Below are 22,202 nucleotides of genomic sequence, written 5' to 3' on the forward strand. Positions count from 1 at the left end.
GTTCGTTGAATGCGACTCAATGTTAATAATATCTAACATAGAGTCAAGCAGAACTCACACAAGGCTGCATCCGCCCTTTTGCCGCGTACCTTTCCCCGCTAAAGCCAGCGCCCATGTCCACGCTTCCCAAAACGCTGACGCTCGACACCTCGACGAGCCGTGCCAACCCGATGCCGCAGCCGATGAAGCGGCTGACCGTGCCGCGCATCCGCCAGCGCAAGGGCGGCGATCCACTGGTCATGCTGACCGCCTATACTGCGCGCATGGCGCAGCTGTGCGACCCGCATTGTGACATGCTGCTGGTGGGCGATTCGCTGGCGCAGGTGATTTACGGCCTGCCGCACACCGTCGCAGTGACGATGGAGATGATGGCGCTGCACGGCGCGGCGGTGGTGCGCGGCAGCTATCATGCCGCGGTCATCGTCGACATGCCTTTCGGCTCCTATGAAGCCTCGCCCGAACTAGCCTTTGCCAATGCAGCGCGATTGCTCAAGGAAACCGGTGCGGCAGGGGTCAAGCTGGAGGGCGGCAAAGTGATTGCCCCGACAATCGAATTCCTGACGCAGCGCGGCATTCCGGTGATGGGCCATGTCGGGCTGACCCCGCAGGCGGTGAACATCCTGGGCGGCTATGGCGTGCGCGGCAAGAGCGAGGAAGAAGCGCGTGCGATTGTCGAAGATGCAGTAGCGGTCGCCAAAGCGGGGGCCTTTGCGTTGGTTATCGAAGGCGTCATGGAATCGATTGCCATTGAAATCACGCAGCGCGTCCCTTGCCCCACCATCGGTATCGGCGCGTCGGCGCAGTGCGACGGGCAAGTCCTGGTGACCGACGATATGCTGGGCATGTTCGACCGCGTGCCCAAATTTGTGAAGCGCTATCAGGATATGGCGGCGGTGGTGACCGGCGCGGTCGCCGACTATGCCGGCGAAGTCAGGGCGCGTTCATTTCCGACCGAGCAACAACTGTACCGCGATTGACCTCTGCAAGGGCCGACTGCCCCCGCGAAAGGCTTGGCCTTTGCGGGGGCGCTCGCTATGGACACGGGCCACGCGCTGCCGCGGCAGCGACCGAAGAGATATTGGAGACCAGCCTTGGCCACCCGGCCCCCCGCCAACGCCGCCCTGTTGCAGGAAGTCGATGACGCCGTCCGCAAAGATGCGCTCGACAATTTTGCGCGCCGTTATGGCCGCTGGATCATCGCGCTAGTCGTTGCCGGGCTGCTGGGCTTCGGCGGCTTTCTGTTCTGGCAGAACCAGCAGCTTGCAGCCGCCGGAGAAAAGGGCGAAGCGCTGGTCGCTGCGTTCGACAAGCTGAAGGGCGGCGACACCAAGGGTGCACGCGCCGCGCTCGACGCCATCAAGGCCGACGCCACCCCTGCCTATCGTGCCGCCGCCACCATCCAGCTCGCCAATTTGCGCGCCGCCGAGGGCGATCGAAAAGCCGCCGCCGCGTTGCTGGCTGCGGTTGCCGCCGACACGGCCGTAGACCAGTCGATCCGCGACATGGCGCTGATCCGCCAGACCGCACTGGAATTTGACATGCTGAAGCCGGAAGTCGTCATTGCGCGGCTGGCGCCGATTGTCGGAAGCACCGACCCCGTTTCTGCCTGGTACCCTAGCGCGGCTGAGCTGACGGCCATTGCCCATTATCAGGCGGGCCGGTTTGATCAGGCCGGCGACCTCTATGCAAAAATAGCCAAGATCAAAGACATCCCGCCGGCGCTGCAATCGCGCACCATTCAAATGGCGGGCATGCTGGGCGTCGACGCGGTCGAGGACCGTGCCTCGACGGCGGCACAGAAGGACGGACAGAATGCAAAATAAGCATCGCGGGATGATGTGGCGACTGAGTGCGGTGATGCTAGCGGCGGTTCCGCTGGCGGGATGCGGCGTGCTCGGCGGCGGCGACGGCGGCCCCAAGACGCCGACCATCGGCAACCGCGTGTCGATCCTGTCGAACGATGCCAGCGTGAAACTCGATCCGACCATCGCGGGGCAGGCCGTGCTGGTCCCCGATGCGCAGGCCAATGCCGACTGGCCGCAATCGGGTGGCAATGCGTCGAAGTCGATGGGGCATGTCGCGCTGGGCAACAGCCGGACGCAAATCTGGTCGGCCAGCATCGCGGGTAACAGCAACAAGGTGCGGCTCGCCTCGCCGCCAGTGGTGGCGGGCGGACGGTTGTTCGTCATTGGCACTGACGCACAGGTGCATGGCTTTGCCGCTGACACCGGCGCAGCGTTGTGGCGCGTCAGCATCGGGTCGGACGGGCGCGACTTTGCCGATTCGCTGTTTGGCGGCGGCGTCGCGGCGGATGGCGGCTTTGTCTACGCTACCAGTGGGGTGGGTGACGTCGCGGCGATAAATGCCGAAACCGGAGCGGTGCTGTGGAAGGTCAAACCGGCCGGCCCGCTGCGGGGTGCCCCGACGGTGGCTTTCGGCAGCGTTTATGCGATGACGCAGGACAACCAGATTATTGCGCTGTCCGCCGCCGATGGCGCGGTGCAGTGGCAGGCATCGGCCTCGCTCCAGGCAGGCAGCGTGTTTGGTGCAGGCTCCCCCGCCGCCGGACAGGGTACCATCGTGGCGGGCTATTCTTCGGGCGAGGTTCAGGCCTATCGCTATGAAAACGGGCGCGATCTGTGGGATGATGCGCTGGCGCGGACCAGCATGGCCCTGTCGGTGGCAACGCTGACCGATGTGGACGCCGACCCGGTGATCGACCGTGGCCGCGTCTTTGCGCTGGGGCAGGGTGGGCGCATGGCGTCCTATGAACTGCTGACCGGGCAGCGCAGTTGGGAAATTTCGATTGCCGGCATTTCCACACCGTGGGTGGCGGGCGAGTGGATTTACGCGGTGACCGATGACAGCAAACTGCTGTGCATCGCCCGCGCCACCGGCAAAGTCCGCTGGATTGGGCAACTCGCTCGCTTTCGCGACGAGGAAGACAAGGAAGGTCCAATCCGCTGGACCGGACCGGTGCTCGCGGGCGGGCGGCTGATCCTGGTCAACACCGAAGGCCAGCTGGCCGAAGTGCTGCCCGAAGATGGGAGCATCGCCGCAACCCAGGAATTGAAGTCGCCCCTGTCGCAGCCGCCGATCGTGGCGGGCGGCGTCCTGTATCTGCTCGACGACAGCGGGCGGATTACGGCGTGGCGCTGAATCGCCTGAAGAGGGAATAAACCATGGCGCGGCAGGCCCGTGTGGCCATCATTGGCCGCCCCAATGTCGGCAAATCCACATTGTTCAACCGGCTGGTTGGCAAGCGGCTGGCGCTGGTCGATGACCAGCCGGGCGTGACGCGTGACCGGCGTGAGGGCGATGCTGACCTCCTCGGCCTTAAATTCCTGATCGTCGACACCGCCGGATTTGAAGAGGAAGATCCGGCCAGCCTGCCCGGCCGGATGCGTGCGCAGACCGAAAAGGCCGTACAGGACGCCGACGTCGCGCTGTTCATGATCGATGCCCGCGCCGGGCTGACCCCGCTCGACGAAGAAATCGGGCGTTGGTTGCGCAGCCAGGCGACGCCGGTGGTGCTGGTCGCCAACAAGGCCGAAGGCAAGGCGGGCGAGCAGGGGGTGCTTGAGGCCTATGCGCTGGGCCTTGGCGATCCTATCCCCTTGAGCGCCGAACATGGCGAAGGCGTGGTCGATCTGTTCGACGCGCTGCGGCCTCATGTCGAGCCGCCGGAGGACGAGGATGATGCGCCGCAGTCCGACGAAGAGGATGATAGTGCTCCGCTGAAGCTGGCCATTGTCGGGCGGCCCAACGCTGGCAAATCGACGCTGATCAACCGTATCATCGGCGAGGACAGGCTGATTACAGGACCCGAGGCGGGGATCACGCGCGATTCCATCCGCGTCGAATGGCAATGGACCGACGGCGAAGGCCAGGTGCGCGAGATTCAGCTGTTCGACACCGCCGGCATGCGCAAACGCGCCAAAGTTCAGGAAAAGCTGGAAAAGCTGTCGGTCGCCGACGCGCTGCACGCCATCGATTTTGCCGAGGTGGTTGTGCTGCTGCTCGATGCAACCAAGGGGCTGGAAGCACAGGATCTGCGCATCGCCGACCGCGTACTTGATGAGGGGCGCGCGCTGATCGTCGCGCTCAACAAGTGGGACGTCGCTGAAAATGCGAGCAGCCTGTTCAACGGCGTGCGGGCGGCGCTCGAGGAAGGGTTGGCCCAGATCCGCGGTGTGCCGCTGCTCACCGTGTCGGGCGCGACGGGCAAGGGTATTGATGTGCTGCTGCGCGTCGCCTTCGAACAGCGTGCCATCTGGTCACAGCGGGTTTCGACGGCCAAGATGAACCGTTGGTTCGAACGTGCGCGCGACGCCAATCCGCCGCCTGCGCCTGGCGGGAAACGAATCAAGCTGCGCTATATGACGCAGGCGCGAACGCGGCCGCCGACCTTTATCATCTTCGGATCGCGCACCGACCTGTTGCCGCAAAGTTACCAGCGCTATCTGACCAACGGCATGCGCCGCGAGCTGGGCTTTGAAGGCGTGCCTATCCGCCTTAACTTCCGCAACAGCCGCAATCCGTTTGACGAGGATTGAGCAAAGGTGGTGACCGTGGATGCGCGCGGCATGCGTTGCCCTTGGCCCGCCTTGCGGCTTGCGAAAACAATGCGCGAGCATAGCGAAGCGTTGCTGCTGGCTGACGATCCCAAGGCAGAAGGCGAAGCGGCGGCGCTGGCCGCGCTGCACGGCTGGCAGCTGTCGGTCCGCCGCGATGGCCCGATCTGGCACATCCGTGCGGCGCAGCTCCCTCCCACGCTAACCTGCCCGTAACCGCTTTTTTACGCATCGCTGCCATGACGGGTGGCAGGACCGTAGCGGTCCAAGGGCTATTGTGATGACGGATCAGGACCAGACGCTGATTGATTGGGACGAATATCGCGCCTCACGCGCGCAGCTGGGGGCGGCCTTTGTTCGCATTCTCGGCTATTTCCGCGAGGATGGAACCAAATCAGTGCTCGCCATCGAAAATGCGATGCGTGAAGGCGATGCGCGCGGACTAGTAATGCCGGCGCACACATTGAAGGGCGAGTCGCGCCAATTCGGAGCCGAAACGCTGGCGCTGCTGGCGGAAGATATCGAAACCTTCGCGCGCCGCTGCGTCGAAATGCGGGTGTCGCCCGAGGAATATCTGCCCAAGGTTGTCGGCCTGCGCTCGCTGTTCAACGCGACGCTCGACGCGCTAGAGGCCGAAACCAACCCGCTGGTTCAGCGCCGCCCGGTAACCGGCTTCGGACGCGCGAAGGGTTTTGCGGCTTAACCTCCACGCAAGTTCCAGCCCTTCTATCGTCGTCCCGGATCAAGTCCGGGACGACAATACGGGGATTATTCCGACCCGGCATGCTCTGAATTGAGCTGGATGTAATTGGCAATACCCATGCGCTCGATCAGATCGAACTGCTTTTCCAGCATGTCGACATGCTCTTCCTCGCTGGCAAGGATGTGCGCAAACAGCTCACGGCTCACAAAATCCTGCACATTTTCGCAGTGGACAATCGCGCCCTTGAGTTGATCCAGCGCTTCATATTCCAGCTCGAGGTCGGCCTTCAATATTTCCTCGACCGTCTCACCGATGCGCAGCCGACCCAGCAACTGGAAATTGGGCAGCCCCCCCAGAAACAAGATACGCTCGGCCAGCTTGTCGGCGTGCTTCATCTCGTCGATGGATTCGTGCCGCTCAAACGCGGCCAGCTTGGCCACGCCCCAATTGTCGAGCATCCGGTAATGCAACCAGTACTGGTTGACTGCTGTGAGTTCATTCTTGAGCGTCTCGTTGAGCAGCTCGATTACCTTGGCGTCGCCCTTCATCTGACCTGTCCTGCTGATATGTAATGCGCAGGGTCATAGCGCCGTCCGCGCCATGCGAACAGTCAAAAAATGGCTGAAAATCAAGGTTTTTTGGCTATTGCGACTAACAAGCAGTCGCGCGCTCGCGACCGATAATGTCTCGCGCGAACGGCACACACTGACCGCATTTCACCTGACAGCCGAGGTCGCGGTAGGCGCGCGCCGGGCTGCGCGCACCCTTCTGCACCGCTTCGCGAATTTCGCGTTCCCGAATGGCATTGCAAACGCAGACGATCACTGGCGCACCTCACTATTGCGAATCATTCGCTACTCTAAGTGCGAATGCCTCGCAATAGGTAAATGGTCAGCGCCGCATTTTTTGCAATTGTCCTCGCGACAAGCTGCGCCACAGCCATTCGAGCGGGCCATAATGGAATTGCGCCAGCCATGGCTTGGACCACAGCAACATCGCCGCCCACATGCCAAAACAAAACAGATAGAGCACCGGGCGCGATACGCTGGCGAACAGCCCCAGGCCATAGCCGTAAAAGATGGTGGTCATGACGATCGACGTGACCAGATAATTGGTAAAGGCCATCTGCCCCGCCGCCGCCAGCCGCGTAACGGCCGCGGCGTTCAACCAGCTCTTGATCGCCAGCATGATAAGCGCCGCCCAACCGACGGTCAGGATGAAATCGAACGGCATCGACAATGCGATGCTGCTGCCGAACACGCTGGCCACCGAAAAATCGCTGCTGACTTGATACCATGCGAGCGCGGCCAGCGGCGGCACCGCGATTAGGAAACAGCGCGTCGCCCATTTGGCATAGCGTGCGGCGTCCCACTCGCCGGTCAACATCCGCGCCTTGAACAGCGCCATGCCGACCAACATCAGCGCCATTGTCTCCCAGATGAAGGAGATGATCTGCGCCAATGGCCCATCAGCCTGCGGCCCCAGACGGTCGGCGAGGATGGCGCCATAGTCGCTGCGCATCAGTGCGACCTCCTTGGCGAAGGCTTTGCTGTCGACGCCAAAATCGCGGTTGATGTCGACCATCGCTTCGGCCAGTCCTGCCTGCATTTCGGGAGCCAACATCCCCGCCTCAAAAGCGGCGAGCAGCGCCCAAAAGGGCACGAAGATCAGCATCGACAGCAGCGCAAAGCCGCCCGCCCACCAGAGCAAGGCTCGGATCGACAGGTTGCGGAAGAAACAGAGCAATACTCCGCAAGCGGCATAGAGCGTTAAAATGTCGCCGAACCAGATCAGATAATAATGGACAAGGCCGAACCCGAACAACCAAAACATGCGGGCATAATGGCTCTTTGCTGCGCTGCGCCCGTTCGCTGTGGCGCGTTCCATGACAAGCAGCGTGCTTGCCCCGAACAGCATGGAAAACATGCCCCGCATCTTGCTGTCGATAAAGATGAAGTTGAACGCCCAAGTGGCAATGTCGCCGCTTGCTGGTTCGCCCCCCGCGAGCGGATTGAAATAGCCCGCCAGCGGCAGCGCAAAGGCATAAATATTCATCGCCAAAATGCCCATCACGGCCATGCCGCGAATGGCATCAAGGCTGATGAAACGGTCCTGTTCGGTCATGGCGGCCCCCTTGCCAGCGCGGACAAGAGCAGGATAAAACCATGATGAAAAGGGAAAAATGACCCCGCGACTGACTGGCTAGAACCAGCTCGAAATTGCCTCCAGCGGCTTCTTGCGCGTTGCCTGCACCGGGATGGTGGCATCGGCGGCAGCGTGCCCGACCACGATGATCATCAGCGCCTTTTCGTCGCTGTCGCGCCCGCACAAGTCGCGCAGAAATCCCATCGGCGATGGCGTGTGGGTCAATGTTGCCAGCCCCGCGCTGTGTAGCGCCGTCAAGAGGAGGCCGCAGGCGATGCCGACGCTCTCGGTCACATAATAATTTTGCCGCTTTTCGCCCGGCTCAATCCCGCCGCGTCGCTGCGCAAACACGACGATCAGCCAAGGCGCGATCTCCAGAAACGCTTTGTCGGCATCGGTGCCGAGCGGCGCAAGCGCATCCAGCCATTCATCGCTCGCGCGTCCGGCGTAAAATTCGCGTTCCTCCACCTCGGCGGCCTCACGGATCGCGCGCTTCTTGTCGGGCGAGCCGATCACCGCAAAATGCCATGGCTGGTGGTTCGCGCCATTGGGTGCGGTTCCAGCTGCTCGGATTGCCGCTTCGATCACCGCGCGCGGCACCGGCGTCGCCGCAAAGGCGCGCACCGTGTGTCGCCGGGCAATATGATCGGCAAAGGCTTGGGCCGCAGCAACGCGTTCACCATCGGTCATCGCGGGCAGGGGCGGAAAGGGTATGGCGCGGTGGTCGGTCATGTCGGGGCTGGCTATCGCAATAATCGCTCCCTTGAAAGCGCCATCGAAACGGCTTATTAACATCGATGTTGATAAGCGAGCGAATCGCTGTTTCAGGACAAAGTTGATGACTGCCATTCCCCTTGCCCACCCCGACCGTATCAATGGCGGCTTTCGCCCCCTCAAGGCGTGGGGCCATTTCAAGAAGCTGGTCGCGGACAAGGAAGACACCGAACAGGTGTTCCACATCATCAATTCGCTGCGCGACAAGCGTTTTGCCCGCGCGGCCGAACGTTTCTACGCCAGCGATTTCGGACGTCAAACGCTCGACCAGCCGGTCGATCTGGTCGCGCTGCTCGACGATCATAGCGCGCTGCGCCGGCTCGAACCCGGCACGGTGGGGCGCGCCTACCTGGCGTTCATGGAGCGTGAAGGGCTGACTGCTCAAGGGCTGGTCGATGAATACGCCCGCTTTCGCCGCGGACAGCCGCACTATACCGACCTGATCGAACTTTACGCCAACCGGCTGCGCGATACGCATGACCTGCACCATGTGCTGACCGGCTATGGCCGCGATGCGCTGGGCGAGGCGTGCGTGCTGGCCTTTTCCGAATGCCACACGCCTAGCTGGGGCTCCTTGTTCATCGCCTGGGCGGGAGCAGCACAAATCCGCAAACATGTCCCGCGTGAGGCGGGCATTTTCGGCTGCATCCGCGAGGCGCGGCGGCTGGGCAAGGCGGCCGGCAATATCGCGCATCAGGACATTGCCGCGTTGCTACGCGAACCGCTTGATGCGGCGCGCGCGCGCCTCGGTATTGGCAAGCCAGTGCACTATCACCGCGCGCATGAAGTGATGCGCGCGGCGGGGCTGAACCCCGCCGAAACCGCGCTCGCGCCGCAGACTGCCTGAGTCCTTTTTGCCCCTCCGCATCATTGCGGCTAGGGTGCGCTATGAACTCACCGATTTTTGGCGGCCACGCCCGTCGCCTATAAGACCAATATGCTCATCATGAAGGAGGGCGACTATCGTTTTGCCGACTATGTCCGCACCGGCGTGCCGCTGGTGGCGATTATGACCGTCACTTTGTCGGCGCTGCTCAGCTGGCGCTATGGCCTTTAGCCGTCAGCGCAGTTCTTTGCGGATCACCAGTTTCAGCCCTGACCACACCGCATCGACAGCGCATACCTTTACGTCGACCCAGCCCATTGGCAGCGCGACGTCCCTGATGATATCTTCGGTAATGTCGGTCGGTTGCTTCGAAGCCTTTTTGGGCCAGCTCACCCAGACAAAGCCGCTGGTTGCTATGGTGTGGCGCAGGTCGTCCAGCAGCACCGCCAGCTGCGCTGCTTCGGTCACGAAAATATGAGCAGCATCCATTCCTGCGGCGGGTTCAGCGAGAAGCGTGTATCCGGCGTCGGCAACTTCCGCGGCCACGCTTACGGGCTGCGCGTGCGTCCACAGGCTCAGTCCGGGTTTCAGCCCTAGCTTCTTGGCGAGCGGCGTTCCCGAATAACCCGCCGTCTCCACCGGGTCAGCCTTCCATCAATGCCGGGAAGAATCCTTCATGCGCGGTGCGCAGGTCGGCGAGGCTGACCGCGAAATCGCCTTCGGGCAGTTCGAAAACAATGCGGTTCTTGATCGTGCGGCCAAGCGGGTCGACCGGCACGTCAGCCTTATGTGCTTCTGCCAGAAAGTCGGCGAGGCATGTGTCGCACACGGTGACGAGATAGAGGCCCTGATCCTCGCCAAAAAAACTGCCCGCGACACCGAAGGGTTGCTCTTCATTGACCATCACACCGATATCGCCGGCCAGCGCCATTTCGGCGAGCGCGACCGCAACCCCGCCGTCGGACACATCATGGCAGGCGGTAATCCAGCCCTTGCGGATGCTGGCGCGGATGAAGTCGCCGGTGCGGCGCTCGGCGGCCAGATCAACGGGCGGCGGCGGGCCATCCTCGCGGCCATGACATTCGCGCAGCCAGATGGATTGGCCCAGATAGCCGCCGCGTTCGCCAACCGCGAGCACAATGTCGCCGGTGCGCTTGAAGGCGATGGTGACGGCTTGCCGCCAGTCGGGCATCAAGCCGACACCGGCAATCGCGGGCGTGGGCAGGATGGCGCTGCCGCCGCCGGTCGCTTTCGATTCATTGTAGAGACTGACATTGCCCGACACGATTGGGAAGTCGAGCGCCCGGCACGCCTGCCCCATTCCGTCCAAGCACCCGACAATCTGCCCCATAATCTCCGGCCGCTGCGGGTTAGCAAAGTTCAGGCAATTGGTGATAGCGAGCGGCGTCGCGCCGACGGCGGTCAGATTGCGCCACGCCTCGGCCACCGCTTGTTTGCCGCCCTCCACCGGGTCCGCAAAGCAATAGCGCGGGGTGCAATCCGTTGTCATCGCCAGCGCCTTGTCATGCCCGTGGACGCGCACCACGGCAGCATCACCGCCCGACAGCGCGACCGTATCGCCGCCGACTTGGGCGTCATATTGCTCCCAGATCCAGCGGCGACTGGCGATATCGGGGCTACCCATGAGCGTGAGCAGGTCCGTCGCTGGATCGACGCTTTCGGGCGCATCGGACAGCGCGGCGCGCGGCGGCGTCGGCACATGTGGGCGGTCATAGAGCGGGGCATCGTCGGCGAGCGGTGCGAGCGGAATGTCGCACACGATTTCGCCTTTATGTTCCAGCACCATCCGCCCGGTGTCAGTGACATGGCCAATGACGGCGAAATCCAGTTCCCATTTGCGGAAGATCGCCTCGGCAAAGGCCTCTTTGCCGGGTTTCAACACCATCAACATGCGCTCTTGGCTTTCCGACAGCATCATTTCATAGGCGGTCATGCCCGTTTCACGCTGCGGCACGTCATCCATTTTGAGGTGGATACCAACCCCACCCTTGGATGCCATTTCGACGCTCGACGACGTCAAGCCCGCCGCACCCATATCCTGAATCGCGACGATGGCGTCGGACGCCATCAGTTCCAGACACGCCTCGATCAATAGCTTTTCGGTGAAGGGATCGCCAACCTGGACCGTCGGCCGCTTTTCCTCGCTGTCCTCGCCAAAGTCGGCCGACGCCATGGTCGCGCCGTGGATGCCGTCGCGGCCCGTCTTGCTGCCGACATAGACGATCGGATTGCCGACGCCGCTGGCCGCGGAATAAAAGATCTTGTCGGTGTCGGCGACGCCGACGGTCATCGCGTTGACCAGGATATTGCCGTCATAGGCTGGGTGGAAATTCACCTCGCCGCCCACGGTGGGCACGCCGACGCAATTGCCATAACCGCCGATGCCACGCACCACACCGCTGATCAGATGGCGCATCTTGGGATGGTCGGGGCGGCCAAAACGCAGCGCGTTAAGGTTCGCCACGGGCCGCGCGCCCATGGTGAAAACGTCGCGCAGAATGCCGCCGACGCCGGTCGCCGCGCCCTGATAGGGCTCGATATAGCTGGGGTGGTTGTGGCTCTCCATCTTGAAGATCGCCGCCTGCCCGTCGCCAATGTCGATGACGCCCGCATTTTCGCCCGGGCCGCAGATCACCCACGGTGCCTCTGTCGGCAATTTCTTGAGATGAATGCGCGAGCTTTTATAGCTGCAGTGCTCGGACCACATGACCGAGAAGATGCCAAGTTCAACAAGATTGGGCGCGCGGCCCAGCGCGGTAAGGACGCGCGCATATTCTTCCTCGGACAGGCCGTGCTCGGCAACGATGGCGGGGGTGATCTGGCTCATGCGCGGCCTTTAGCTTGGCCGTGCGCGGCGCGCTACCCCGCCTTGGGGAAGAATGTCAGCACTGTCCACGCTGCCGTTCCGGCCGCTGCGCCGGTTGCGACTGTGCCCCAAATGATGTCGAGGATGGTGACCTTCAGGCTCCACACCTTGAGTGTCGCATAATTGGTGAGGTCATAGGTCATATAGCAGAAGAAACCGAATAGTGCGCCATAGAGGAGCGCGGTTGTCCACTCGCCCGATTTGAGCGCAGGGGCGACCGCAAAAATCTGGATCCCGACCATGTAGAGCGCGTAGAAGACCAGCGCGGGGGCGGGTCGCCAACCCTTCATCAGCATTTCGCCAATCTCTGGGCGATAGACGGTAGGCACCATCTTCCCCAGCCAGACGGCATCAAGGATGCCGAAAATGATGGCAGTGAGGACATAGGCGGCAATGAACTGGGTGGTCATGCGGGACTTTCTGCTTGGCGCGGAAGGCGGCGGTCGGCCCATGCTGCGATGGCAGTAATTATGCCGTAGATGGCGAACACGGTAATGGCTTCGGCTACACCGGGCTCGGTCGGTTGCGGGCCGAACCAGTTGACCGCCTGCACCAGCAGCATCACCGATGCAAGCACGGCCAGCGCCGCATATCCCGCCCGCGAGGGTCGCCGCGCGCGGATAAGGATAGCGAAGGCGAGCACGGTCAGCCCCAGTTCAAGCGGCATCGCAATGGCCGGATAGTCCCACAGCCCCAGCCCCAGCTTGGGCGGGCTGCCCCACAGCGTGAGGTCGGGAACATGCACCAGCCAGTCGGTGAACCAGTGCGACATCACCACCGCGCCGCCAATCAGCGCGCCGGTGCGGCTTTTGGTGGTGCGCCAGATCAGCGCGGCAAACACCGCCGCAAAGCCCAGTGTCCCGAGAAGGCTGTGCGTATAGGGCATATGGTACAGGTCCATCGGGTTCATCACGCTGATCCCCGGCGCCAGCCGCAGATGTTCGATGTCCGCCAATACGAGCGCAAAGAAAGCCCAATCGACCAACTGGCCGCCGATGAACAGCGTCCCCAGCCCGGGCGCTTTTGGGTGCGCGGCGGCGGCCAGCGCGGGGGCCCAGTGACCGATGAACATGGCCGCAGCCTATCGCGCGCCGCCATAACGTCAAGCTTGACCCGGACGCGTCACTGCGGTCAAAGCGGTGCGCGATGAGTGACCCCACCAGCCCCCCGCCCGCGCCCGAAAGCCTGAGCTTTGAAGCCGCGATGGCCGAGCTTGAAACCATCGTCCGGCGACTGGAGGGCGGCGATGTCAGCCTCGAGGAATCGGTGGCGCTGTATGAACGCGGGCAGGCGCTGCGCCAGCATTGCGAGGCGCGGCTGAAGGCCGCCGAACTGCGTGTCGAACAGGTCAGCGTCGGTGCCGATGGGGCGGCCACGGGCACCGTTCCGTTCGGGGATGCGCCATGAACCTCGGCACGGTGGCCGACAGTGACCTTTTGGGCGATGCGCTCGCTGACGTCGCCGAGGCGGTTGACCGCTTTTTTGACCAGCGCCTGACGGTCCCCGGCGACCCTCGCGACAAGCTGTATCTGGCAATGCGCCACGCGGCGATCGGAGGCGGCAAGCGGCTGCGCCCGCTGCTGGTGCGCGCGGCGGCGGATATATTCCGGGTCGACCGCAACCTGTCGCTGACCGTCGGGGCGGCGGTGGAGGCGATGCATGTCTATTCGCTGATCCATGACGATTTGCCGTGCATGGATGATGATGACCTCAGGCGTGGCAAGCCGACGGTGCACAAGGCATTTGACGAGGCGACGGCGGTGCTGGCGGGCGACTCGCTCCACGCCCTGGCCTTCGAATGGCTCGCACATCCTGACGCGCATCCCGACCCCTTCGTGCGCGCCGAACTGTTGCTCGAACTGTCGCGTGCTGCTGGCCCGGCAGGTATGGCGGGCGGGCAGATGATGGACTTGGCGGCCGAAAGCGCCAATTTCGACCTCGCTACCGTCAGCCGGCTGCAACAGCTGAAAACCGGTGCGCTTATCGCCTTTTCGGTCGAGGCGGGGGCGATTTTGGGCCGTGTCCCGCACGAAGGCCGCCGTGCGCTCATGGCCTATGCCCGCGATATTGGCCTCGCCTTCCAGATTGCCGACGACATCATGGATGTCGAAGGCGACGAGGCGCTAGCGGGCAAGGCGCTGCACAAGGATGATGCGGCGGGCAAAGAAACGTTCGTCACGCTGATGGGCCTCGACCGCGCCAAAGCGCAGGCCGACCTTTTGATGCACCAAGCGGTAGCGCACCTGGGCAGCTTTGGCGAAGAAGCCGACTTGCTGCGCGCGATTGCTCGATACGTAGTCGAAAGGGACCATTGATGCGCATCGGCGTCTATCCCGGCACATTCGACCCGATCACCTTGGGGCATATCGACATCATCCGGCGCGGCGCGAAGCTGGTTGATAAGCTGGTGGTTGGCGTGACCACCAACATCGCCAAAGCGCCCATGTTTGACGATGACGAACGCTTGGGCATGGTCGAGCGCGAAGTCGCGGCGATTGCGGGCGGCAATATCCAGGTCGTCGGTTTCAATTCGCTGCTGATGGATTTTGCTGATGCACAGGGCGCGTCGGTGGTGATCCGCGGTATCCGCGGTGTCACCGATTTTGAATATGAGTATCAGCTGACCGGCATGAACCGTCAGCTCAATGACCGCGTCGAGACGGTGTTTCTGATGGCCGACGTGGCGCTGCAGCCGATCGCCTCGCGGCTGGTCAAGGAAATTGCCATTTTTGGCGGCGACATCGGAAAATTTGTAACCCCGGCGGTGCGCGATGCCGTAACTGCAAGGATCGCCGAACGCGGATTGCGCCAAGGCGAATGACGCACACGCTCAATCATTGAGGGTTCAGCTTTTTCCCGCTAGGGACCGCGCACACAGCAGGGTGCGCTTAAGGATCAGGATGTTTTGATGAAGTCTATTGTTTCGCGGATGGTGTATTTGTCCGCTCTGGCGCTCAGCTTTGCTGCCCCTGTCGCCGCGCAGGACGCCGCGCCGGCGAGCCCCGCACCTGCCGCTGCACCAACGCTGACGCCCGAGCAGTATCTGGGCGTGCCCGAATATATGCTGCACATTGACCTGTCGACTGGTGGGCGCGTGACGGTGCAGCTTTATCCGCACCTTGCGCCAAACCATGTCGCGCGCGTGAAGGAACTGGCGCGCGCTGGTTTCTATGACGGGCTAAAATTCCACCGCGTGATCGACGGCTTTATGGCGCAAACGGGCGATCCCACCGCGACCGGGACGGGCGCGTCGCAGCTGCCTGACCTGGTGGCTGAATTCAACCCTATCCCGCATCTGCGCGGAACATTGTCGATGGCACGCGCGCAGGACCCCAACAGCGCCAACAGCCAGTTCTTCATCATGTTCCAGCCGCGCTTCAGCCTCGACAAGAATTACACCGCGTTCGGGCGCGTCGTATCGGGCATGCAATATGTCGATGCCATCCAGCGCGGCGAGCCGCCTGCAGTGATGAGCCGCATGGTGCAGGTGTCAGTGGCGGCAGACAATAAGCCCATGCCGCCTGCCAGCGCGCTGGTGGAGGACGCTGCGCCCGCTGAAACCGTGCCATCAATCGCGGAACTGAACGCGCCTGCTGGCTGAGACTGCACTTGCACCGATTGCCGTTTGCCCTGAGCTTGTCGAAGGGCTGTCCTTTTCTTTGACCATTGCTGAAGAAAAGAGCGGTCCTTCGACAGGCTCAGGACGAACGGTTTAGGGAGGATAGGGAGGCGTAAATGCGCGTTGACGCCTTCGATTTCACGCTGCCGCCCGAACGCATCGCGCTGCGCCCTGCACGCCCGCGCGATGCGGCGCGGATGTTGCTGGTCGCGGAGGGCAAGCTCGCCGACCATGGCGTGCGCGACCTGCCGTCGCTGCTGCGCGCGGGCGATTGCCTGGTGTTCAATGACACGCGCGTCATCCCTGCGCAGCTCGAAGGCGTGCGCCGCACCTTCAAGGGCGGCGAAGCGAAGATTGGCGTGACGCTGCACAAGCGGCTCGACCTGCGGCGCTGGCAGGCCTTTATCCGCAACGCCAAACGGCTGGTTGCAGGTGACCGCATCGAATTTGCGAACGGTGTGTCTGCACTGGCGCAACAGCGGCTGCCCGACGGCAGTTTCCATCTGCGTTTCGACGGCGACGAGCCGGTCGAAATCTTGCTCGATCGCGCCGGGCAAATGCCGCTGCCACCCTATATCGCGGGCAAACGCCCGACCGATGATGCCGACCGCAGCGATTATCAAACGATGTTTGCTGACAAGGATGGGGCCGTCGCTGCCCCCACTGCCTCGCTGCACTTTACCCCTGACCTTGTCGGCGCAATCGACGCAGCAGGCATCGGACGCGAAACGCTGACGCTCCACGTTGGTGCGGGCACTTTTCTGCCGGTGAAGGCCGACGATACGGACGACCATGTGATGCACGCCGAATGGGGCCGGATCGATGCCGCGACCGCCGAGCGACTTAACGCGGTGCGCGCGAGCGGCGGGCGGATTATTGCGGTCGGCACCACGGTGCTGCGCCTGCTGGAAAGCGCCGCTGATGCCGAGGGACGCATCCAGTCATGGGAAGGCGACACCAGCATCTTCATCACCCCGGGCTATCGTTTTCGCGCTATCGATGGTCTGATGACCAATTTCCATCTGCCCAAATCGACTTTGTTCATGCTGGTCAGCGCGCTAATGGGGCTGGAGGTGATGCAGGCGGCCTATGCGCATGCCATCGCCCACGACTATCGCTTCTACAGCTATGGCGATTCGTCCCTGCTGCTGCCATAGCGCGCGGAGACCCAAAAACCGCAGGGCTGAGCTTGTCGAAGCCCGCCCAGCCTTCGACACGCCCTTCGACAAGCTCAGGGCTACGGTGAGTTACTCGCGACCCTATGACTGCCCCCCGTTTTCAGTTCAGCATTGCGGCCACCGAGGGCGCCGCGCGCACGGGCGTCATCGCCATGCAGCGCGGCGAAATTCGCACGCCTGCCTTCATGCCCGTCGGCACGGCCGCGACGGTGAAGGCGATGCGCCCAGCCGAGGTGCGCGCGACCGGCGCGGACATTATCCTCGGCAACACCTATCATCTGATGCTGCGCCCTTCGGCGGAACGGATGGACCGGCTAGGGGGCCTGCACCGCTTCATGGGCTGGGACCGCCCCATCCTGACCGACAGCGGCGGTTACCAGGTGATGAGCCTCGCCGCGCTGACAAAACAGAGCGAAGAGGGGGTGGCGTTCAAAAGCCACCTCGACGGGTCGCGCCACATGCTGACCCCCGAACGCTCGATGGAAATCCAGCGCCTGCTCGGCAGCGATATCGTCATGGCCTTCGACGAATGCCCGCCCAATGGTGTGGACCGCGACCGCGCCGAGGCGAGCATGCTGCGCTCGATGCGCTGGGCGCGGCGCTCGCGCGACGGCTTTGACAGCGGCGAAGCGCATGCCGCGCGCGCGGCGTTGTTCGGTATCCAGCAGGGGTCATTGGATAAACGGCTGCGCGCCCACTCGGCCGCTACGCTGATCGACATTGGCTTTGACGGCTATGCCATCGGCGGCCTGGCGGTGGGCGAAGGGCAGGCAGCCATGTTCGGCGTGCTCGACTATGCCCCCGGTCAGCTACCTGCCGACAAGCCGCGCTATCTGATGGGTGTGGGCAAGCCCGACGATCTGGTCGGCGCGGTCGCGCGCGGGGTCGATATGTTCGACTGTGTTCTGCCGACCCGCTCGGGCCGCAATGGGCAGGCCTTTACCTGGCATGGACCCGTCAACATCCGCAACGCCAAACATGCCGAGGATCAGCGGCCATTGGACGAAAGCTGCGATTGCCCTGTGTGCACGACCTGGAGCCGCGCCTATCTGCATCACCTTGTCCGCTCGGGCGAGATGCTGGGCGCGATGCTGATGACGCAGCATAATCTGCATTTTTATCAGGCGCTGATGGCGGGGATGCGTGCGGCAATTCGCGAGGGGCGCTTTGCGGCGTTTCAATCCGATTTTGCGGCGCGTTACGCCAAAGATTAGGCCGCCGTGAGCAACAAACGAAACCCCGTCCGGTCGTCGCTGCGCGCCAGTTCGGTCCGCAGTTGGCGCGATAGGCCCGCAAGCACACGCACCAGATAGCCTTCGGTCAGCGCGGCGTCGCACGCCGGGTCGGCAAAAACCTGAGACGTCACCAACAAATGGAACGATTCGTCTGCCCGCGCAAAGGCAACCTGCACCACAGCGCGCGGGTCGTGGCGGAGCGCCAGTTCGACCAGCTCAGTGAGCAGAAAGGCCACCGGCAGGGCCACATCCTGCGCCAACATGACGTCGGCGGGGACGTCGGCAACGACCGGCGGGCGTTCGAGGACGCCATCGGGATCGCCAAAAATGCCGCTTATGTCTTCAATCAGCTGGCGTGCCCCGATCCGGTCAGCCCCGTCGCCGCTGCTGACCAGATGGCGGTGGACGCTGGTCAGCGCGTCGACACGGTGCTGGATGGTCCGAAAGGCGGCCCGCGCATCTGGGGTTTCGGCACCGCGCCGATGCAGGTTGAGCAAGCTGGCAATGACCTGGAGATTGTTTTTGACGCGGTGGTGGACCTCGCGCGTCAATTTGGCCTGGAGCGCGCGTGCATCGCCCAGCGCAATACGGTCGGCGGTCAGCCGCTCGGCAGCCTCACCCATCCGCTTGTCGACTTCGAGCATCCAGCGCGGCGGCGGCTCGGCGAAATCCTGAGGACGGTCCTCGGCCAAATGGCGCACCAGACGCCCGATCGGTCGCAACAGGTGCCGGTCAACAAACCAGGTCAGGCCGGCCATAACGACCAATGCAACCGCCATCGCGGCGCCCAGCGACATCGCCATCCGGTCGGTGATCGTCTTTTCGAGCAGCGCCAGCGTCGCCAGTGGAATCAGGCCAACGGCCGCAAGCGCCAGCAACACCCGCGTGCGCGCAAGGCGCAGCGCGCGGCGGGCAAGAAGCGGGCGTTCGGACATGATGGTTACGCTAGCCGTAACCGCCTCCACTTGCCAGCGTCGCCGATGCTGCCGATAGTGCCACGATGGTGCAACCCGACCACGCCGCTGCGCGCGCCCCAGACCGCCTTGGCGCGCTTGCCCGGGCACAGGCGTACGCGCCCTTTCTGGCGCGCCTGATTGCCGACTGGCCCGACGATGTCGCGCGTTTTGTTGCGGATGGTGCCGATGGGGCGCTGACGGCACTCGATCCACCTCAGGCAGGTAGCGACTTGACCGCCGCTTTGCGCCAATGGCGTGGGCGGCATGCCCTGTTGACCGCACTCGGCGATCTGGCGGGCGAGCACGATGTCGCTGCCACCTGCCGCCAATTGTCGGGCTTTGCCGATGCGGCGTGCGATCTGGCGCTGAACCAAGCTATCATCGAACGGACGCCCGACGAAGCGCCGCGCGGGCTGGCGGTGATCGCGCTCGGCAAGCTGGGTAGCCGCGAACTCAACTATTCCTCTGACATCGATCCTATCTTGATTTTCGACCCCGATACCTTCCCCCACCGCGCGCGCGACGATGCGAACGAAGCGGCGGTGCGGGTGGCGCGGCGGATGGTCGAACTGCTTTCGGCACGCACCGCCGACGGGCATGTCCTGCGCGTGGACCTGCGGCTGCGTCCGCACCCTGAGGTGACGCCCATCGTGCTGCCGGTCGAGGCAGCGATATCATACTATGAAAGCCAGGCGCTGCCATGGGAGCAGGCGGCCTTCATTCGTAGCCGCGTTGCGGCTGGCGACCGCGCGCTGGGCGAGCTTTTTTTGCGCGCAATCCAGCCGTTCATCTGGCGCAAGTCGCTTGATTATCGGCAGCTGGGCGAAATTGGTTCGATGACCGACCGGATCCGTGACCATTATTCCGGGGGGCAAGATTTTGGACCTGGCTTTGATTTGAAACGCGGACGCGGCGGCATTCGCGAGATCGAATTTTTCGCGCAGGCGCATCAGCTCATCTACGGTGGGCGCGATACTGCCCTGCGCACTCCGGCCACCATGGATGCGCTGGCGGCGCTCGCAGCGGCCGGACGGATCGAAGCAGACGTCGCGGTGCGGCTGACCGATCATTACCGGCTGCTGCGCCGGATGGAGCACCGTTTGCAGATGGTCGAGGATCAACAAACACACAGCCTGCCGACCAGCGGCGGCGCACTTGACGCAGTGGCGCGGCTGGATGGATTGACCGACGGTGCCTCCCTCTTGGCGCTGCTTGCACCGGCGGTGACTGACGTGGCGGGGGTGTACGACCAGTTGGTCGCGCAGCGCGGGGCCGTGACCGGCTGGCCGCGCGATCCCGGTGCGCTGGCAGATGCGGTCGCGGCGACGGGCTTTGTTCCGGTTGCTGCTGCCGTCGCGCGCATTGCCGAATGGCGCAGCGGGTCGCTGCGGGTGCTGCGCAGCGCGGCTGCGCTTGCGGCATTGGAAAAAATGCTGCCCGATCTGATCGCGGCCTTTGCCGCCGCACCAGATCCTGAAGCCGCGCTGACACGGTTTGACCGGATGATTGCGGGCTTGCCCAGCGCGATCAATTTCTTCCACTTGCTGGCCGCTGAACCGCAGCTCGCCCGTGTGTTGACGCGCACGCTGGTGCTGGCCCCAACACTTGCCGACGCGCTTGGCACGCGCGCTAGCCTGATTGAGGGGCTGATCGATACGCGCGCCTTCGATCCGCCCGCCGGCGCGGACGAACTGATCGCCGAATGGCGCGGACAGCTGGCAGCGCTGGAATATGAAGCGCTGCTCGATGCGGTGCGCGACCGGGTGGGCGAGCTGCGCTTTGCCTATGGTGTGCAGCTGGTCGAAGGGACGCATGATCCTTTGCTGGTAGGGGCTGGTTATGCCGCGCTGGCCGAGGCCGCGCTGACAATTTTGGCCGACGCGACCATTGCCGAATTCCAGCGCGCGCACGGTCAGGTTCAGGACAGCGAGCTGGTGATATTGGCGCTCGGCCGGTTCGGCGGCCGTATGCTGACCCACGCATCTGACCTCGACCTGATTTACCTCTTCACCGGTGACCATCTGGCGGAGTCAGATGGGCCGCGCCCGCTTGGCGCGACGCAATACTACAATCGGCTGGCACAGCGGCTGACCGCCGCACTGTCCGTGCCGACGGCGGCCGGCAAGCTTTATGATGTCGACACACGGCTGCGCCCGTCGGGGGATCAGGGACCGCTGGTGGTATCAATCGATAGCTTTGCCCGTTACCAGCAACAGGACGCCTGGGTGTGGGAGCATATGGCGATGCTGCGCGCCAGGCCAGTTTATGGCAGCGCCGAAGCGCGGGCTGGGCTGAACCAAATTTTGGCGGAATTGCATCGGCGTCCGCATGACCGAGTGACACTGCTGCACGAAGCGTCGGCCATGCGGGCCAAGATGGCGGCCCACAAACCTGCCAAAGGGCCGTTTGATGTAAAGGCCGGACCGGGCGGTCTGATTGATCTGGAATTTGCGCTGCAGGTGACACAGTTGCAATCGGGGCAGGGGCTGGACCCCGCCATCGGTCCCGCGCTTGCTGTGCTGGCGGCCAAGGGGCAAGTTACACCGCAGATTGTTGCGGCCGAATCGCTGCTCACCCGCATGCTCATCCTGCTGCGCCTTGCCGCGCCCGAGGGCGAACCGGCCACCGATGCGGGGCGATTGATGGTGGCGCGGGGGTGCGGGCTGGAGAGTTGGGCCGCGCTGCTTGCAGCGCACGATAGGGCGCGGCAACAGGTGGCGGACTGGTGGGGACGATTCGCGAGAAAGGATGCAGAAAAATGACGATCAAAGTTGGGGATCCCGTGCCCGCCGTGACCCCGCTCGACGCCGATGGGGCGCCGCTGCCGCTGGCTGGGCTCGTCGGCAAGCCGTTTGTTGTCTATTTCTACCCGAAGGCCGATACGCCCGGCTGCACGACCGAGGCCCAAGACTTCACGCGGCTCGCCGATGATTTTGCGGCGCATGGGGCGCAGGTGATCGCGGTGTCGCGCGACACGCCCGCAAAGCTGTGCAAGTTCCGCGACAAATATGGCCTGACCGTGCGTCTTGCCGCCGATGCCGACGAAACGACCTGCACAGCGTTCGGCACATGGGTCGAAAAATCGATGTATGGGCGCAGCTATATGGGCGTCGAACGCTCGACTTTCCTGTTCGGCGCGGATGGACGGCTGGCCGCCGAATGGCGCGGCGTGAAGGTCAAGGGGCACGCTGAAGCGGTGCTAGCGGCGCTCAAATCGCTCTAACGCTGCGTACTGCGGCAAACGGGGATTCATCGGCGGCGAAGCGTTGTAAGCGGCGAAAATCCGGCTGTTTGACGCTCCGTTC

General features: G+C 63.5%; 25 protein-coding genes. 16 read left to right on the plus strand and 9 right to left on the minus strand.

Annotated features, from left to right (window positions below; all coding sequences use genetic code 11):
- The first annotated feature begins 113 nt into the window (after nucleotides 1-113).
- From panB to AC2TC0_RS04290, 6 genes are all read left to right on the plus strand, one after another.
- On the plus strand, nucleotides 114-977 hold the full coding sequence (panB, locus tag AC2TC0_RS04265; RefSeq protein WP_484716238.1) for a 3-methyl-2-oxobutanoate hydroxymethyltransferase: 864 nt from the start codon (nucleotides 114-116) through the stop codon (nucleotides 975-977).
- Nucleotides 978-1,091: 114 nt separating this feature from the next.
- Complete coding sequence (locus AC2TC0_RS04270) at nucleotides 1,092-1,823, plus strand: tetratricopeptide repeat protein (protein ID WP_484716239.1); 732 nt, start codon at nucleotides 1,092-1,094, stop codon at nucleotides 1,821-1,823.
- The gene (locus AC2TC0_RS04275; RefSeq protein ID WP_484716240.1) at nucleotides 1,813-3,159 is read left to right on the plus strand and encodes an outer membrane protein assembly factor BamB family protein; all 1,347 of its coding nucleotides are present in this window, start codon (nucleotides 1,813-1,815) and stop codon (nucleotides 3,157-3,159) included. The genes AC2TC0_RS04270 and AC2TC0_RS04275 overlap by 11 nt, the downstream gene beginning before the upstream one ends.
- A 23-nt stretch (nucleotides 3,160-3,182) precedes the next feature.
- Nucleotides 3,183-4,556 carry a ribosome biogenesis GTPase Der gene (gene der, locus AC2TC0_RS04280; protein WP_484716241.1) on the plus strand — a complete coding sequence of 458 codons (1,374 nt, stop codon included), beginning with the start codon at nucleotides 3,183-3,185 and terminating at the stop codon, nucleotides 4,554-4,556.
- Between the two features lie 15 nt (nucleotides 4,557-4,571).
- Nucleotides 4,572-4,790 carry a sulfurtransferase TusA family protein gene (locus AC2TC0_RS04285; RefSeq protein ID WP_484716479.1) on the plus strand — a complete coding sequence of 73 codons (219 nt, stop codon included), beginning with the start codon at nucleotides 4,572-4,574 and terminating at the stop codon, nucleotides 4,788-4,790.
- Nucleotides 4,791-4,854: 64 nt separating this feature from the next.
- Nucleotides 4,855-5,277, plus strand: coding sequence for an Hpt domain-containing protein (locus tag AC2TC0_RS04290; RefSeq protein ID WP_484716242.1), 423 nt, complete (start codon nucleotides 4,855-4,857; stop codon nucleotides 5,275-5,277).
- Between the two features lie 65 nt (nucleotides 5,278-5,342).
- On the opposite strand, the gene bfr is transcribed toward AC2TC0_RS04290, so the two are convergent.
- The 4 genes from bfr to AC2TC0_RS04310 form a co-directional block, all read right to left on the minus strand.
- A complete protein-coding gene (gene bfr / locus AC2TC0_RS04295; protein WP_484716243.1) occupies nucleotides 5,343-5,825 on the minus strand; it encodes a bacterioferritin in 483 nt (160 codons plus the stop codon).
- Nucleotides 5,826-5,928: 103 nt separating this feature from the next.
- Nucleotides 5,929-6,102: a (2Fe-2S)-binding protein gene (locus AC2TC0_RS04300; RefSeq protein ID WP_484716244.1), complete on the minus strand. Its 174-nt coding sequence runs from the start codon at nucleotides 6,100-6,102 to the stop codon at nucleotides 5,929-5,931.
- A gap of 66 nt (nucleotides 6,103-6,168) precedes the next feature.
- Nucleotides 6,169-7,401 (minus strand): DUF418 domain-containing protein, encoded by a 1,233-nt coding sequence (locus tag AC2TC0_RS04305; protein ID WP_484716245.1) that lies wholly within the window; start codon nucleotides 7,399-7,401, stop codon nucleotides 6,169-6,171.
- 78 nt (nucleotides 7,402-7,479) lie between these two features.
- Nucleotides 7,480-8,154, minus strand: coding sequence for a nitroreductase family protein (locus AC2TC0_RS04310; RefSeq protein ID WP_484716246.1), 675 nt, complete (start codon nucleotides 8,152-8,154; stop codon nucleotides 7,480-7,482).
- 106 nt (nucleotides 8,155-8,260) lie between these two features.
- Here AC2TC0_RS04310 and AC2TC0_RS04315 point away from each other — a divergent pair, with 106 nt between their 5' ends.
- On the plus strand, nucleotides 8,261-9,043 hold the full coding sequence (locus AC2TC0_RS04315; protein WP_484716247.1) for a Coq4 family protein: 783 nt from the start codon (nucleotides 8,261-8,263) through the stop codon (nucleotides 9,041-9,043).
- A 57-nt stretch (nucleotides 9,044-9,100) separates the two neighbouring features.
- A complete protein-coding gene (locus AC2TC0_RS04320) occupies nucleotides 9,101-9,253 on the plus strand; it encodes a hypothetical protein (protein ID WP_484716248.1) in 153 nt (50 codons plus the stop codon).
- A 3-nt stretch (nucleotides 9,254-9,256) separates the two neighbouring features.
- On the opposite strand, the gene AC2TC0_RS04325 is transcribed toward AC2TC0_RS04320, so the two are convergent.
- From AC2TC0_RS04325 to AC2TC0_RS04340, 4 genes are read right to left on the minus strand one after another with little or no spacing between them, the layout of a single operon-like run.
- Nucleotides 9,257-9,661: a hypothetical protein gene (locus tag AC2TC0_RS04325; RefSeq protein ID WP_484716249.1), complete on the minus strand. Its 405-nt coding sequence runs from the start codon at nucleotides 9,659-9,661 to the stop codon at nucleotides 9,257-9,259.
- 4 nt (nucleotides 9,662-9,665) lie between these two features.
- The gene (purL, locus tag AC2TC0_RS04330) at nucleotides 9,666-11,870 is read right to left on the minus strand and encodes a phosphoribosylformylglycinamidine synthase subunit PurL (RefSeq protein WP_484716250.1); all 2,205 of its coding nucleotides are present in this window, start codon (nucleotides 11,868-11,870) and stop codon (nucleotides 9,666-9,668) included.
- Nucleotides 11,871-11,902: 32 nt separating this feature from the next.
- Entirely contained in the window at nucleotides 11,903-12,319 is a 417-nt protein-coding gene (locus AC2TC0_RS04335) for a DUF2177 family protein (protein WP_484716251.1), read from the minus strand.
- Nucleotides 12,316-12,981: a hypothetical protein gene (locus tag AC2TC0_RS04340; RefSeq protein WP_484716252.1), complete on the minus strand. Its 666-nt coding sequence runs from the start codon at nucleotides 12,979-12,981 to the stop codon at nucleotides 12,316-12,318. Before AC2TC0_RS04340 ends, AC2TC0_RS04335 begins: the two co-directional genes overlap by 4 nt.
- Before the next feature lie 74 nt (nucleotides 12,982-13,055).
- Here AC2TC0_RS04340 and AC2TC0_RS04345 point away from each other — a divergent pair, with 74 nt between their 5' ends.
- The 6 genes from AC2TC0_RS04345 to tgt all read left to right on the plus strand — a co-directional run bounded on the left by AC2TC0_RS04345 (nucleotide 13,056) and on the right by tgt (nucleotide 17,920).
- Nucleotides 13,056-13,316, plus strand: coding sequence for an exodeoxyribonuclease VII small subunit (locus AC2TC0_RS04345; RefSeq protein WP_484716253.1), 261 nt, complete (start codon nucleotides 13,056-13,058; stop codon nucleotides 13,314-13,316).
- Nucleotides 13,313-14,224 carry a polyprenyl synthetase family protein gene (locus AC2TC0_RS04350; protein WP_484716254.1) on the plus strand — a complete coding sequence of 304 codons (912 nt, stop codon included), beginning with the start codon at nucleotides 13,313-13,315 and terminating at the stop codon, nucleotides 14,222-14,224. Before AC2TC0_RS04345 ends, AC2TC0_RS04350 begins: the two co-directional genes overlap by 4 nt.
- The gene (coaD, locus tag AC2TC0_RS04355; protein WP_484716255.1) at nucleotides 14,224-14,730 is read left to right on the plus strand and encodes a pantetheine-phosphate adenylyltransferase; all 507 of its coding nucleotides are present in this window, start codon (nucleotides 14,224-14,226) and stop codon (nucleotides 14,728-14,730) included. Before AC2TC0_RS04350 ends, coaD begins: the two co-directional genes overlap by 1 nt.
- Nucleotides 14,731-14,817: 87 nt before the next feature.
- Nucleotides 14,818-15,510 carry a peptidylprolyl isomerase gene (locus AC2TC0_RS04360; protein WP_484716256.1) on the plus strand — a complete coding sequence of 231 codons (693 nt, stop codon included), beginning with the start codon at nucleotides 14,818-14,820 and terminating at the stop codon, nucleotides 15,508-15,510.
- 134 nt (nucleotides 15,511-15,644) lie between these two features.
- Nucleotides 15,645-16,685, plus strand: coding sequence for a tRNA preQ1(34) S-adenosylmethionine ribosyltransferase-isomerase QueA (gene queA / locus AC2TC0_RS04365; RefSeq protein ID WP_484716257.1), 1,041 nt, complete (start codon nucleotides 15,645-15,647; stop codon nucleotides 16,683-16,685).
- 104 nt (nucleotides 16,686-16,789) lie between these two features.
- Nucleotides 16,790-17,920: a tRNA guanosine(34) transglycosylase Tgt gene (tgt, locus tag AC2TC0_RS04370; protein ID WP_484716258.1), complete on the plus strand. Its 1,131-nt coding sequence runs from the start codon at nucleotides 16,790-16,792 to the stop codon at nucleotides 17,918-17,920.
- Here the strand turns inward: tgt and AC2TC0_RS04375 are convergent.
- Nucleotides 17,917-18,876 (minus strand): histidine kinase dimerization/phosphoacceptor domain -containing protein, encoded by a 960-nt coding sequence (locus AC2TC0_RS04375; protein ID WP_484716259.1) that lies wholly within the window; start codon nucleotides 18,874-18,876, stop codon nucleotides 17,917-17,919. The two genes, tgt and AC2TC0_RS04375, sit on opposite strands and share 4 nt — an antisense overlap.
- Before the next feature lie 65 nt (nucleotides 18,877-18,941).
- Between AC2TC0_RS04375 and glnE the strand changes: the two genes are divergently transcribed.
- Together glnE and AC2TC0_RS04385 are read left to right on the plus strand one after the other, a co-directional pair.
- Nucleotides 18,942-21,659: a bifunctional [glutamate--ammonia ligase]-adenylyl-L-tyrosine phosphorylase/[glutamate--ammonia-ligase] adenylyltransferase gene (glnE, locus tag AC2TC0_RS04380; protein WP_484716260.1), complete on the plus strand. Its 2,718-nt coding sequence runs from the start codon at nucleotides 18,942-18,944 to the stop codon at nucleotides 21,657-21,659.
- Nucleotides 21,656-22,120, plus strand: a complete 465-nt coding sequence (locus AC2TC0_RS04385) for a peroxiredoxin (RefSeq protein WP_484716261.1) — start codon at nucleotides 21,656-21,658, stop codon at nucleotides 22,118-22,120. Before glnE ends, AC2TC0_RS04385 begins: the two co-directional genes overlap by 4 nt.
- Nucleotides 22,121-22,202: the final 82 nt, after the last annotated feature.

It is taken from the genome of Sphingopyxis sp. sgz302558 (assembly GCF_057220455.1).